This is a genomic window from Mycobacterium sp. BK086 (assembly GCA_004362315.1).
Taxonomy (GTDB): Bacteria; Actinomycetota; Actinomycetes; order Mycobacteriales; family Mycobacteriaceae; genus Mycobacterium.
This window is the reverse complement of sequence record SNWL01000010.1, coordinates 348,729-361,490: the sequence shown is the minus strand read 5'-3', so window position 1 is coordinate 361,490 and position 12,762 is coordinate 348,729. Positions and strand designations below refer to the sequence as shown.

The following is a 12,762-nucleotide window of genomic DNA, read 5'->3' as shown; positions in this document are numbered from 1 at the left end:
ATGTGTGCGGATTTGGGGTCGCGCACGATTCGTGAAGAGATCGACGCGATGGAAGTGTTGGGCATTAATCCGGTGCAGCGGTTGGTGACTCCGCGCATGCTGGCCTCGGGCCTGGTGGCGCTGTTGCTCAACTCGCTGGTGGTGATCATCGGGATTTTGGGTGGTTACGTGTTCTCGGTGTTTGTTCAGGATGTGAATCCGGGGGCGTTCGCGGCGGGGATCACGTTGTTGACCGGGGTGCCTGAGGTGATCATCTCCTGTGTGAAGGCCGCCTTGTTCGGGTTGATCGCGGGTCTGGTGGCCTGCTACCGCGGGTTGAGCATCTCCGGTGGTGGCGCCAAAGCGGTGGGGAACGCGGTCAATGAGACGGTGGTGTATGCGTTCATGGCGCTGTTCGTCATCAATGTGGTCGTGACAGCAATCGGCATTCGGATGACGACTCGCTAGGCGGCGGTGATGTGCGGTGCGTCAGTCGATTCGTGAGGATTCGGCTGAATCCGCCGATCGTCATTGACCGCAACCGAAGTGGCGGAACGTATGTCGACCGTCGGCCACGGCGCTGACGGGATTCTCTAGGAGCGTGATGAACGACCAAGTCTCGAACCTGCCTCTGTCCGTACTCGATTTCCTGGGCATCGAGTATGGCGAGACAGCAGCGGAATGTATGGCCGGCGGCGTCCGGCTGGCCCAAGCCGTTGAAGCGTGCGGCTATCGTCGATACTGGATATCCGAGCACCACAACATGCTCAACTTGGCGTGCAGCGCGCCGGAGATCCTGATCGCCCACATCGCGGCCGTGACGAGCCGGATCCGTGTCGGCGCCGCGGGCATCATGTTGCCGAACCATACCTCGCTCAAGGTGGCCGAGATGTTTCGGACCCTTCTTGCGCTCTACCCCGGCCGCATCGACCTTGCGCTCGGAAGGGCTTCGGGCACTGACCCCCTCGCCGCGCATGTACTCCGCCGCGGCGTCGGCGCCGATCCGGCTGCCGAGTTCCCCCAGCAGATGGCGGAGTTGCTCGCGTTCCTGGGTGAGGGCTTCCCCGACGGACACCAGTACCGTCAACTTGTCGCGGCCCCGGTGGTGCAGGAGCTACCAGAGATGTTCATGCTCGGCTCAAGCGAGTATGGACCGCGCTTCGCAGCTGTGAACGGAATGAGCGCGGCGTTCGCACATCATATGAACCCCGCGATCGCGGTCGACATCCTGCGCGAGTATCGCCAGACTTTCACACCCCGGCACGATTCCGACGCGCCCTACGCGGTGCTGTCCGTGCTGGCCTTCGCCAGCGAAGATCCAGACGCGGTTGCCGAGTTCCGTGCAGCGTGGGCCTTGACGATGGCGAACATCCGCCGCGGGATCCAGAATCAGCTGGAGCCAAGCGAAATCGCGCAAGCATCGCACTCACCGGAATTTCGTGACGAGTCATTTGCCCGGGACTACATGGTCGTCGGTCGACCCCAAGCCGTAGTCGAGCGCCTGATGCAGCTGCAGGCCGAGTCGCGGGCCGATGAACTGGTGCTGGTGAGTCCGGGGCTCGATCGTGCCCGCCGGATCGCGAGTTACCAGGCAATCGCCCAGGAGTGGCAGCGCGCGTAACAACCGTAGTCGTTACCGGCGGGGTCGGGCTACGCCGCCGCGAACGCTGTGGGGCGTCGCCCCCCGCGGCTCAGCTCTTGGTTCGCTTGACTTGATTGAACGGCACACCACGGTCGGCCGCGAATTCGCGGGGGAAGCCCAGAACGCGCTCCGCGATGATGTTGCGCGCAATTTCTGTGGTGCCCCCACCGAGCGCGATCGCCTGCCGTGACAGGTAACGCTCGCCGTGGTGAATCAGGTCACCGCCGCCATCGACCACACCCGCGCTGCCCGTGATCGCCAACGCGGTATCGAGTTCGAGCTGTTGGGTCTCCGCGTGCGTGATGCGAATGATCGATCCTGCCGCCGCCGGCAGGGAGCCGTCCAACACCGCCTGGTAGATGTGGTCGACCAACTGCTGCTGTACAACTCGGTGCACCACCGCTCGACCGGCCATTTCGCAGACCCGCTCGCTGTCGGCGGTCCCCGTTGCCGCGAGTAGTGCGACAAAGTCGACCGGCCTGTCGCTCGTGCCCTCAGCGCCTAACCCGCTGGCGAACTCCGATCCGCCGCCGACGGCCCTGCGCTCGTGATACGTCTGCTGAGACGCCACCGCCCAGCCCTGATTGACCTGACCCATCACCGCATCGTCGCCGAGTTCGACATTGTCGAAGAACTCTTCGCAGAACTCGATGGATCCGTTGATCTGCTTGATCCGCCTCATAGTGATGCCCGCACTGTCCATCGGCACCAAGAACATCGTCAGGCCCTCGTGTTTGGGCACGTTCCAGTCTGTGCGGGCGAGTAGTAGCCCATAGTCCGCGGCGAAGGCACTCGTGCTCCACGTCTTTGCGCCGTTGATCACCCAGCCCTTGTCCGTGCGGTCAGCGCGGGTGATGACGCCGGCCAGATCCGATCCGCCGCTGGGCTCCGACAGCAGTTGGACGAGGACCTCATCGCCGCGCAGTACGGCCGAAATATGTTGCCGCTTCTGCTCTTCAGTGCCAGTGTCAAGGATGGTCGCGGCGCAGATCGTGAACGTCGGCGTGTTGAGAATGGTCGGGAGCTCGTAGTTGATCGATTCGTTGTCGAAGGCCTTCTGGTAGGCGATGGGTAAGCCCAGGCCGCCGTATTCACGCGGGAAGCAGATACCGGCGAATCCGCCCGCATAGAGTGTCTTCTGGAGTTTGCGCGCGCGTAGCCACGGCCCCACTTCGCCGCGATCGGGTTCAGGGGGGCTTTCCGGGTCGATGCGCGGCATATTGTCGGCCAGCCATGTTCGGGCCCGGGCGGCGAAGTCCTCGACCGACTCGCCTGTTGTCGACGCGGCGGATTTCATCTCGGTCATAGGACGGGTTCCAGCTCCTTGGTGAGTGCGTAGGCGCGGAGATTGTGCTCCTCGGGAGTGCCGAACATGGAGCGGTACAGGGTGACCCGCCGCAGGAAGACGTGGAGATCATGCTCCCATGTCACCCCGATACCTCCGTGCAGTTGCACGCTGTCCTGCAGCATCGCGGAAGCCCGTTCGCCGACATAGGATTTCGCCACGCTGACGGCGAGTGGGGCTCCTGGATCGCGGGTCGCAACCGCGGCGATCGCGGCGCGGGTGGTCGCGCGGCAGGCCTCGAACCAGATCTTCAGATCGGCGTACTTGTGTTTGAGGGCTTGATACGAGCCTAACGGGCGACCGAAGGAATGCCGGTCGAAGCCCCACTGAATCGTGAAGTTGAGCACTGTGTCGAGGATCCCAATAACCTCGGCACATTGCAGAATCTGTGCGATCTGGCTCTGGCGGGCGATCACCTCGGCGGTCTCCTGCGCTGAGCCGACGACTGCGGACTTGTCAATCTCGACTCCCGCGAAACTCACTCGCGCATAACGCTTCACCAGGTCGATCGACCGCTGCGCTTCAACACGGACCCCGGTACAGTCAGCGGGGACAAGGAACTGGCGAGTCGTGCCGCCGGACTGAGCTGTCACGAGGAACAAGCCGCACTCCGAGCCCATTTCCACGCGATCCTTCACTCCGTCGAGACGGTAGCCGGAATCAGTCGGCGTTGCGGTAACGCCCGGGGTGTGCGGCGACCACGGTTGGCCTGGCTCGTATACCGCCCAGGTGGCAACGACATCCCCTTCGATCAACGATTCGATGGTTTCCTCATGGTTCTCAGGCGCCTCCACCAGACCGGCGAGCACGGTGCTGACCGAATGCAGCGGTCCTGGGGTCACCGTTCTGCCGGCGATCTCGGCGACCAGCGTCAAGTCGCGGACACCATCACCCGACACGTTTCCACCGCCGAGTGCCTCGGGCACAAGCAGGCTCGTCCAGCCCAGCTCGGCGGCTCTTCGCCACCAATCGGCTTCGAAGGAATTCCCGGTGGCGTGCAGCTCCCGCACCCGGGTCAGCGACGCTTCTTTCTGGAGGAATGATTGAGCCGTCGAAGTGAAGAGCACGACCTCCGGCGATGCTTGGTTTGCCTGAAGGTCGGTCATACTGATACCGCGGTGCGAATCTTGAACAGATCGATCATATTGCCGCCCATTATCTTCCGCTTACCCTCCTCGTCCAGATCGCTGAGTTCGTCCACCAGACTGAGCGGATCACGCAGGCCTTCAGGATGTGGCCAGTCGGAACCGAAGATGACCCGGTCGATCCCGACCAAATCCGCCATATCCTTGAAGTGGTCCTCCCAGAACGGGGCAACGTACACGCACCGTTTGAATGCCGCGATCGGATCCTCGGGGAACTCATCAGGCATCTTTGCAAAAGAGTTTGTGAACTGTTTGAACAGGTGCGGAACCCAGTCCGCGCCATTCTCGATCGACAGCACCCGCAGGTCGGGGTTGCGGGTGAGCGCGCCATGGCAGACCAGCGCGGCCATGGAATCCTCGATCGGGCGCTTGCCCATCGCGACCATCCGGAACGATGTCGGCTTAAACGGCAGGAATTCGTCGCCAGGTTCCCATATGTTGAGGAACTCCGCATAGCCGCTGTCGGAGGCGTGCATGGCCACCGGGATGCCGGCGTTGACACACGCCGCCCAGAACGGGTCGAACTCGGGCAGTCCGAACGACCGGGTGCCGCGGTAGCCAGGGACGGGCGCCGGACGCACCAGAACGGTTTTCGCGCCGCGCTGCAGACACCATTCCAATTCCTCGAGTGCGCGATCGACGATGGGCAACGTGATCACCGGTGTCGAGAAAATGCGGTCGTGGTAGTTGAACTGCCAGGTTTCATACATCCATTCGTTCAGGGCGTGGATGACGTCATGGATGAGTTCGGGATCGTCCTTCATGCGTTCCTCAACCAGGCTGGCCAGGGTCGGGAACATCAACGTGTAATCGAGGCCCAGTTCGTCCATGGCCTCGAGCCGAGGCGCGGGCTCACGGAAGGCAGGGATCGACGCCATCGGCTTGCCCATGACCTCGCGATACGACTTGCCGCCGCTTCCGTGCCGGAAGTACTCCTCCTGAGCGCCTGGCCGCGCGACGACGTCGAACGTCGGGTTCGGAATGTAGTCGCTGACCTGGTTGCGCACCATGATCTTGGTGCGGCCGCCCACGTCCACGTATTCAATCGCCCGTTTGCGGTTGTCCGGCAGGAACTTCGTCAGAGCTTCTTTGGTCTCATAGAAGTGGTTGTCGGCATCGAACACCGGGAAGGAAAGCTCGCGGGATGGCATGTCCGCCTCCTGAATAGCTGGTTGTTGAATCATCGGCAATAGCGTTACTGAAGCTGCACATTGTGGCACCGCAATGACATCGAATCGGACGGTTCACCAGACGTCGTAGGCGTGCGTGGCTCCACGTCGGAATCTGGTCATCGCCACCGACAACCCGGCGATCCGGGTCTGACCGACGGAGTTTGGGTGGGCTGGTGGGTTCGATCAATGTGCGTGGCTCAAATCGTTCATCGTGCCGAGCTGGCCGACTTGGCCCCGAAGATGGGCGAAGACGATGCTCACGCGCATCCATGCCGGTGTCCGGCCGCTCAGGGATTGTGGGATCCCGGACCGTCCTCGTGAGCCGAAGGCCATCAACGCAACCGGCATCGCGATGCTCGCTCACTGATGTGCTCGTCGGAGAAGGTGTCGTAGGCCTTGGTAATGAGCTCTACCCGAGCTTCGGGATGGTCATTTGCAATGGCCTCGATCGCCGAGACGGTGTGGGGACCAAGCCCGGAGTTTCTCGTAGGAACTCTGCCGTCCGCGACCGCCGCGATCAGATTCCGTTGAAACGTCTCGCGCAACTCGTGCAAGGCTCTAGTGCTCGGCATGGTCTTAGCAGCGCCCGTCTGCAGTTGCCAAAAACTCCTCGATCCCCACGTTTCTGATCAGCGAATGTGCCTCTGCGGCAAGACGTTGTCCGTCGCTGTAACAATACGGGCCGTGCCGGTAGACAACTTCGCCCGTCAACCGTTTACGAACGATCAGGTCGCAGGTCGTCATAAGGTCGAGAGCGGTGCCCGGATCGACATAGCTAATCAGGGTGAGCCAACTTCCAAGTATCTGCAGGAGACCAAAAGGACACTGTTCAAGGGAAATTGCATACTCGACTGTGAAGCCCAAATACGCCGAACTTCGGTGACTTGGACGGCGACTCATCGTGTCAGCCGTCTGAAGAAGAGTCGATTTGATATCCAGCGGCTACCCGCAGAAGACAGCGCCGAGGTAAGACTGCTCGGCACGGTGGGAAGCGCGCGCGGGGCGGCTATACCCGCGCTCATCGCTTCCCTTGCGGCCTGAGGGTTTCGCGGTTCGGCCGGTGCGTGCTGGACGATTGTCACCCTAGCGACGCCTCCTCGACAGATGACAGATGACTGCCACATTAACATGGCGCTGCCACAAATCTCCAGGCGCCTGAGGCGGGTCGGCGGTGCCCGCCTCGGCGGTCTCGGGGCCTGCTCGAGCACTGCGGGGTTGTGGGTGCGGCACCGTGATTTCGTTCGCAACAAAGCCGCCAAGCGCCATGGAGATGAGAGCGCGACTGACCACGACACTCGCCAATTTCCCTGGCTGGTCGTGATCGGCAGCAACCGCGTCACTAGATATGCCTATGCAGCCCGTACCGGGCAGGCGAGAATGTCAGTCGAACTAGCGGTCGATGAGGGGCGGTGGGCGATAGCCGAGCGGCGGGTCATTGATGCCAGCGATCGACATGGCGCCAGTTTGCGTCGCGGTCGTGCTGTTCGTCGTCTTGATCGGAGGCGTTTGTGACGATTTGCTGCAGACGGCGCGACGGTTGCCCTGCGGGCTGATGCGTGCGCGATGAGGATGTTGGCGGTGGGTGGAATCGGGGTTTGTGGCGTGCTGGCCGCAGAGGCGGTATCGCTGGTGATGCCCGACCGCCATGCGATGTCGTGGTTTTCAGGTGCCGCATTGGCGATCGCGCTCATAGCCGTCCGATGGTCGCTGGGCCGTCGGCCAAAACCTGTGCAAGCCGACGGCGGGGCCGATGAGACCGGATCGACGATCAGTCGCTGGGTCGAGCGGACTCAGTCCCAGATCGCGTGGTCAGACTCCACGCGGGCGGATTGGGATCGGCGGCTTCGGCCCACGCTGGCCCGGCAGTTCGAAATCGCCACCAGGCAACCGCGGATCAGAAACCCAGTGGCGTTTGCGACCACTGGCCGAATCTTGTTCGGCGATGAGCTGTGGCAATGGGTTGACCCTGAGAACATTTCACGCACCGGTGGCCGGGAACAGGGGCCGGGTCGAAAGGTGTTCATCGACATCATCGAACGTCTGGAGCGCCTGTGACCCTGTCGGTTTCGACGACCGCCAACCTCTGCGACGCAGTCCTGGACGAGATTGGTCGCGCCGTGGTGGGCAAACGCGAGGCGCTGACCCAGATTCTGACGACTGTGCTCGCGCGGGGGCACGTGCTCATCGAGGATCTCCCGGGCTTGGGCAAGACGTTGATTGCGCGGTCGTTCGCAGCGACGCTGGGGTTGGACTTCACCCGTGTGCAGTTCACCCCGGATCTGCTGCCGGCTGATCTACTTGGCTCGACCATCTACGACATGCAGTCGGGCCGCTTCGAATTCCGCCAAGGCCCCGTTTTCACCAACCTGCTGCTGGCTGACGAGATCAATCGGACACCTCCTAAGGCGCAGGCTGCCCTGCTGGAGGCCATGGCCGAGCGGCAGGTCAGCATCGACCGAACCACGCATCCGCTGCCGGACCCGTTCATCGTGCTGGCGACCGAGAATCCTATCGAGTACGAGGGCACCTACGCACTGCCGGAAGCTCAACTGGACCGCTTTGCGATTCGCCTCGAACTGCATTACCTGTCCAAACCCGAAGAACGGTCGATGTTGCGTCGCCGCCTCGACCGCGGCTCCGCCGAACCACACCTACGTCCAGTCGTTGACAGGCTTCAGCTTTTGGCCATGCAGGAATCGGTTGAACAGATCACAGTGGACGACGGTGTGCTCGACTATGTGATCTCGCTGGCCGACGCCACCCGCCACCATCCTCAGGTCGCCGTCGGGGCCAGCCCGCGCGCCGAACTCGACCTGGTACAACTTGCCCGGGCCCACGCTCTGCTGCGCGGTCGCGAGCACGTAATCCCCGAGGACGTCAAAGCGCTTGCCGTGTCGGCGATGGCGCACCGCATCATCCTGCGCCCGGAGATGTGGGTGCGACGTATCCAGGCCGGCGACGTGCTGGCCGAATTGCTCGACCGGATGCCTGTCCCGCCGGCGCGGGGTGCGGGGTGAACGAAACCCGAGAGATCGACGTGGCGCCTGTATGGCGCGCATCGTCGTTGACTCTCGCGGTAGCGACCTGCGCGGCAGTGATTCTGGCGGCAGCTGCGTTCAGCGGCCGCTGGCAACTGATCATCGTCTCCGCGCCGTTGCTCGGCATGCTGTGCTCGATCTACTGGCAGTCCGACAAGCCCACCCTACGAGTTCACAGTTCAGCGGACCGACAATACTTCTTCGAATCCGAGCAAGCCCGACTCGCCGTATCGGTCGAGTCGGAAGCTGCTGCCACACTGACGGTTTCGGCGACAACTGGATTGGAAGTCGAGATCGTCGAGTACGCCGAGGATCGCCAAACGATCGCCGTATCGGCACTGCGGTGGGGACGATATGTAGTACGAGCCCACGTCGAGGTCAGCGCTGCCGGTGGGCTACTGCGCGGAACTGCGACCGTCGAGGTTGCGGACTGCTGCGTGTTTCCCATCGCGCCCCCGCACGCCACCGGCCTGCCCAACGTTGAGCTGCCTGATCGTCTGGGCACCCACCTCACCCGTCGCGTCGGTCCCGGTGTGGAGTTCGCCGATATCCGCGCCTACGTACCAGGTGACCAACTCCGCACCGTGAATTGGCCGGTCAGCGCGCGACGTCGCACACTGCACGTGACCGAACGGTTGACCGACCGGGCAGCGGACGTAGTGGTGCTGATCGACAGCCACGCCCAGCCTCTCGGTCCTGCCACCGAGGCCACCGACCGGATGGCACGCGGCGCTGTGCAAGTAACGCAGACCGCCCTGCGCCAAGGGGACCGCGCCGGCATCGTCGCTCTCGGCAACCGCCGGACCCAATGGCTGGGCGCCGACATGGGCAAGGCCCAGTTCTATCGAATCGTCGACACCATTCTCGACGCGACGGGCAGCGGACCTGAAACCGGCACCAGCACACTGGTTCCGCCCGGATCGGTCCCGGCCGGCGCGATCGTCATCGCGTTCTCCACTCTGCTGGAGACCGATTTCGCCCTTGCACTGATCGATCTGCGCAAGCGTGGGCATTCCGTCGTGGCAATCGACATGCTTGTCGGAACTCCTTTCACTGGCGAACACGACGACCCGTTAGTCGACCGGATGTGGTCGCTACAGCGATCATTCATGCACCGCAACATGAGCACCCTCGGCGTGGACGTGGTGTCCTGGGGTCCAGAACACACACTCGATCAGGCCATGGCGCTCGTACCACAACATCGACGCCCGCGGCAACGGTCGCGATGACGCGCAACTGGCGCACGGCCCATCTACTCTCGACCGCGATCGGGCTGGTGATGGCGGCAACCGCGGGAATCGACACCGCCGGAGCCGCGTTCGTCGTCGCCGTCGCCTGCGCGCTCGCGGTGGGGGTAGGTACTGGAGTGCGCCACGCCGCCACCGCTGCTGTCTTGCTCGCCGCGGCCGCAGTCCTGCTCAGCGACGCGCCGCCACTGCAGGCCGGACTGGTCGGCCTGTGCGGGGCCTACTACTTGATGGTGCGGCATACGGAGCGCACCCCCGCCGGATCGGTGGGCCGATCCGCAATGGTTGCCGCCATGTGCTTCACCGTCGTCGCCGTATCGGTCGCATCACTACCGCTCGATCTGCCACGACTGCCGATACTTGCCGCGCCGATCATATTTGTGGCTTACGTCGTGGCCGTCCGCCCGTTCTCCTACCGTACCGTCCTAGCCCAACGTTCAAGTTGAGACGAGATCACCGCGATTACATTCGCGCAGTGAATATTCCGGTCTGCTAGCGCAGACACCAAAAAGGCCAAGAGGAGCGCTCGTAGCTGAGGGGCCGCCAGCCCCAACGGCCGCCGCGCGCACTGACGGGAGAGGAGGGAATGGCGAACATCGGATCGGTACCTCTCAAGGCGATGCGAAGTGTTGGCCGAAGCGATCGTAATAGTCAGCGAATACATCGCGGATCTCGCCTTCGGTGATGCCGAACTGTTCGGCCGAGTAACGGTGCTCACCGCGGGAACCGGCCGCATTCTGCGCACTCCAGGTCCGCATAGCGCCGCACACCGAACCGGTGAGTTCGAGTCCGGCCAAGGCATATACGCGTTCCGCCACGCCGATCGGGTTGGCCGCCAGTTCGGGTTGACCGACGTCAACAAATCGGCTCTCGCCGATCACCGCGCGCGCGGTGATGGCACGCGCAATATTGTCGTGAAACTCCATCAGAATCTGACGCCCGAACGTCGCTGCGTCAAATTTCCAGTCAGGAAGCCGCATTCGGGTGTGCTCCGCGATGACGCTGCATGCTGACGGGATCACCTTGAGGGGATCGCGATGGGTCATCACGAATCTTGTCTGCGGATAGTGCTGGGCCATTGGCAACAGATTGATCATGTCCTCTGGGGATTTCAACAGCCAGCGATACGGCGGCCGGTGCGAGTGCAGAAGTCGCAGCACGCGTTCGTGGTACGGGAACTTCGCGGTATGGTCGGCATTCCGCCACCACGCTACATAGCTTGGCAGTCCCAGTACGGCTCCGTGCTCTCCGAACGAGAGCTCATGGATCTTGCGGTCCTCAGTCGGCCCGTCCGCCGTGACGATGTGCTGTACATTTTGCCCGACCCGGTTCACCGGCCGGCGGGGATCAGCATGTTCAGTTGCCGCGTCCGGCGGCGGCACCGGGTCTGCGATCTCCCATTTGCGCAGGTAGCGAAACTGCGGGTCGACAGCGAGCAGGTAGTGCAACGCGGTCGTTCCCGATCGTCCGGTGCCCACAACCATCAGGGGCCCCTCAACCGGATGGGCTGCAGCCTCACCGGCGTGCTGGCTGTACCAGGACTCGATTCGGAGGCGAACAGCAAGGCGGTCAACGACGATCGCCTCAATGCGGCGAGCGTCGTCGTTATCGCCGATGTCCTCCGCAATCGCCGCGACGAGCTGCTCGAACCCGTCTTGCCACCCATCGGGACCGAAGTCCGACATCTGGGTTCGCTCCGTGGCGCGCTCGAGTAGTAGGCCGGGCGTCGTGGTCACTTCAGATCTCCTCCAACCCAATTGGCTCCCATATCGAGAGCGGGCCAACAGCTCGACGCTAACATCGCCTTGGACCCAACCTCGTCGTTCGGTTCGGAGAGGAGTCCCGTGATGGCGGAACACACCAAGCCGAACGGTGATTCGAGCACCATGTCGATCTTCGCGCAAGCGCGGATGCCGTCGTCGGCACTGATGGACAAACTACTGCGGAACGTTGTCGATGATTCGGCGACAGTTCTCGATGAGCGGACCGTAGAAGTGTTTTGCGCCCGTGTGCGCGAAAGTGCGCTGCTGCTATCGCAGTTTCCCCTCACCGCCAATCCGGTCGATCGCGCCGAATCGTTTCGGTACCTGCTGACGATGCTGGCGTATTCGGTCGATGCGGGGCTACTCAACGCCGACCCGCTCGAGCCGATGTTCTCGGCGCCCTATCGCCTGCACCTGCTGGACTGGGGTGCAGCCAGCCCCGACGGGGTGTACCGGCGCGCGATGGTTCGCGACGACCGCGGGTATCGCGTGCGTGGAATACTCGGCAATGCGAGCTACGTCTCGATGGATTTTCGCCAAAGTACGCCGGCGACCACCATCCTGCGTGACGACCTCGACCTGGACGGCGAGGGCAACTTCGAGATCTTCCTCGGCGGCGAGCCCCGCGACCACCAGTGGTGGCCGCTGTACCCAGGCACCACTGGGTTGGTCACCCGCGAATTCTTCGTTGACTGGCTGGACGCCCGCCGCTCGCACCTCCGCATCGAGTGCGTGGACGGGCAGAACGCGCCCCGTCCCGAACACCGGGCCAGCCGCGTTGCCGCAGAATTCGACGTCATCGGCGATTGGGTCCTGGAGGGCGCAGTCCGGTTCTGGATGGACCGGTCTCGCGGCCTTGCCGCCAAGCAGGAGAACAGATTTGACTCTCAGCTGCACCGGACCGAGACGAAGCTGCCGGTAACTACCTTCGGCTGGTGGAAGCTAGCTCCTAACGAGGCGCTCGTCATCGAGCTCGTCGATCCGCAGGCGGCGTATTGGGGTCTGCAATTAGCTACGTCACTGTGGCACACACTCGACTACGCCAACCGATTGACGACGATCAATCCTGCGCAGGCTCACCGCGACGACGACGGGGTGTACCGGTTCGTGCTGGCCCACCACGATCCTGGGGTCTACAACTGGCTCGACACGACCGGGCTTGAGCAGGGGGTGCTCATTCTGCGGCTGTGCGGCGCGACCAAGCCGGTGCCACCCACATGTCGCGTGGTCGGGCTCGCCGAGCTCGACACGATGGAGCCAGCCTTGAAGGCGTGTGACGCTGATCAGCGTCGCGCACAGCTGGCCGAGCGGCGCGAGGGTGTCGCCCGACTCCTCCTCGACTGACGCCGGGCCGCCAGTCGGGCTGCCAGCAGAATCACCCCGGGGTCAGCGGCTGCCGCGGCCGGTGCCAACGCATAGACCAGTCGAGGA

General features: G+C 63.2%; 12 protein-coding genes. 8 read left to right on the top strand and 4 right to left on the bottom strand.

The genetic code is table 11. The annotated features are described in order from the left end of the window. Together EV580_RS33525 and EV580_RS33520 are read left to right on the top strand one after the other, a co-directional pair. Positions 1–447 (top strand): ABC transporter permease (locus EV580_RS33525; protein WP_208114688.1); only part of this gene is annotated, 447 nt, incomplete at its 5' end. A gap of 136 nt (positions 448–583) precedes the next feature. After that, on the top strand, positions 584–1,600 hold the full coding sequence (locus EV580_RS33520; RefSeq protein ID WP_108055308.1) for an LLM class flavin-dependent oxidoreductase: 1,017 nt from the start codon (positions 584–586) through the stop codon (positions 1,598–1,600). A gap of 70 nt (positions 1,601–1,670) precedes the next feature. Here EV580_RS33520 and EV580_RS33515 read toward each other — a convergent pair whose 3' ends face one another. From EV580_RS33515 to EV580_RS33505, 3 genes are read right to left on the bottom strand one after another with little or no spacing between them, the layout of a single operon-like run. After that, positions 1,671–2,927, bottom strand: coding sequence for an acyl-CoA dehydrogenase family protein (locus EV580_RS33515; RefSeq protein ID WP_132165492.1), 1,257 nt, complete (start codon positions 2,925–2,927; stop codon positions 1,671–1,673). Next, positions 2,924–4,072, bottom strand: coding sequence for an acyl-CoA dehydrogenase family protein (locus EV580_RS33510; protein WP_108055310.1), 1,149 nt, complete (start codon positions 4,070–4,072; stop codon positions 2,924–2,926). Before EV580_RS33510 ends, EV580_RS33515 begins: the two co-directional genes overlap by 4 nt. Next, positions 4,069–5,262 (bottom strand): amidohydrolase family protein, encoded by a 1,194-nt coding sequence (locus tag EV580_RS33505; RefSeq protein WP_108055311.1) that lies wholly within the window; start codon positions 5,260–5,262, stop codon positions 4,069–4,071. The genes EV580_RS33510 and EV580_RS33505 overlap by 4 nt, the downstream gene beginning before the upstream one ends. 705 nt (positions 5,263–5,967) lie before the next feature. Between EV580_RS33505 and EV580_RS33500 the strand changes: the two genes are divergently transcribed. From EV580_RS33500 to EV580_RS33480, 5 genes are all read left to right on the top strand, one after another. Then, on the top strand, positions 5,968–6,324 hold the full coding sequence (locus EV580_RS33500; RefSeq protein ID WP_133697160.1) for a hypothetical protein: 357 nt from the start codon (positions 5,968–5,970) through the stop codon (positions 6,322–6,324). A 561-nt stretch (positions 6,325–6,885) separates the two neighbouring features. Beyond that, positions 6,886–7,338: a hypothetical protein gene (locus EV580_RS33495; protein WP_286171986.1), complete on the top strand. Its 453-nt coding sequence runs from the start codon at positions 6,886–6,888 to the stop codon at positions 7,336–7,338. After that, positions 7,335–8,300: an AAA family ATPase gene (locus EV580_RS33490; protein WP_108055313.1), complete on the top strand. Its 966-nt coding sequence runs from the start codon at positions 7,335–7,337 to the stop codon at positions 8,298–8,300. Before EV580_RS33495 ends, EV580_RS33490 begins: the two co-directional genes overlap by 4 nt. After that, positions 8,297–9,550 carry a DUF58 domain-containing protein gene (locus EV580_RS33485; RefSeq protein WP_132165486.1) on the top strand — a complete coding sequence of 418 codons (1,254 nt, stop codon included), beginning with the start codon at positions 8,297–8,299 and terminating at the stop codon, positions 9,548–9,550. Before EV580_RS33490 ends, EV580_RS33485 begins: the two co-directional genes overlap by 4 nt. After that, positions 9,547–10,014, top strand: a complete 468-nt coding sequence (locus EV580_RS33480) for a hypothetical protein (RefSeq protein WP_199238900.1) — start codon at positions 9,547–9,549, stop codon at positions 10,012–10,014. Before EV580_RS33485 ends, EV580_RS33480 begins: the two co-directional genes overlap by 4 nt. A 165-nt stretch (positions 10,015–10,179) precedes the next feature. Here EV580_RS33480 and EV580_RS33475 read toward each other — a convergent pair whose 3' ends face one another. After that, entirely contained in the window at positions 10,180–11,304 is a 1,125-nt protein-coding gene (locus tag EV580_RS33475) for a sulfotransferase family protein (protein WP_132165482.1), read from the bottom strand. Between the two features lie 111 nt (positions 11,305–11,415). On the opposite strand from EV580_RS33475, the gene EV580_RS33470 reads away from it, so the two are divergent. Further along, complete coding sequence (locus EV580_RS33470; protein WP_108055316.1) at positions 11,416–12,675, top strand: hypothetical protein; 1,260 nt, start codon at positions 11,416–11,418, stop codon at positions 12,673–12,675. Positions 12,676–12,762: the final 87 nt, after the last annotated feature.

What these genes read in the sequence shown, in the direction of transcription:
- EV580_RS33480 (WP_199238900.1), top strand. Translation starts at nt 9,547, where the DNA reads ATGACGCGCAACTGGCGCACGGCCCATCTACTCTCGACCGCGATCGGG.
- EV580_RS33515 (WP_132165492.1), bottom strand. Translation starts at nt 2,927, where the DNA reads ATGACCGAGATGAAATCCGCCGCGTCGACAACAGGCGAGTCGGTCGAG.
- EV580_RS33470 (WP_108055316.1), top strand. Translation starts at nt 11,416, where the DNA reads ATGGCGGAACACACCAAGCCGAACGGTGATTCGAGCACCATGTCGATC.
- EV580_RS33510 (WP_108055310.1), bottom strand. Translation starts at nt 4,072, where the DNA reads ATGACCGACCTTCAGGCAAACCAAGCATCGCCGGAGGTCGTGCTCTTC.
- EV580_RS33505 (WP_108055311.1), bottom strand. Translation starts at nt 5,262, where the DNA reads ATGCCATCCCGCGAGCTTTCCTTCCCGGTGTTCGATGCCGACAACCAC.
- EV580_RS33520 (WP_108055308.1), top strand. Translation starts at nt 584, where the DNA reads ATGAACGACCAAGTCTCGAACCTGCCTCTGTCCGTACTCGATTTCCTG.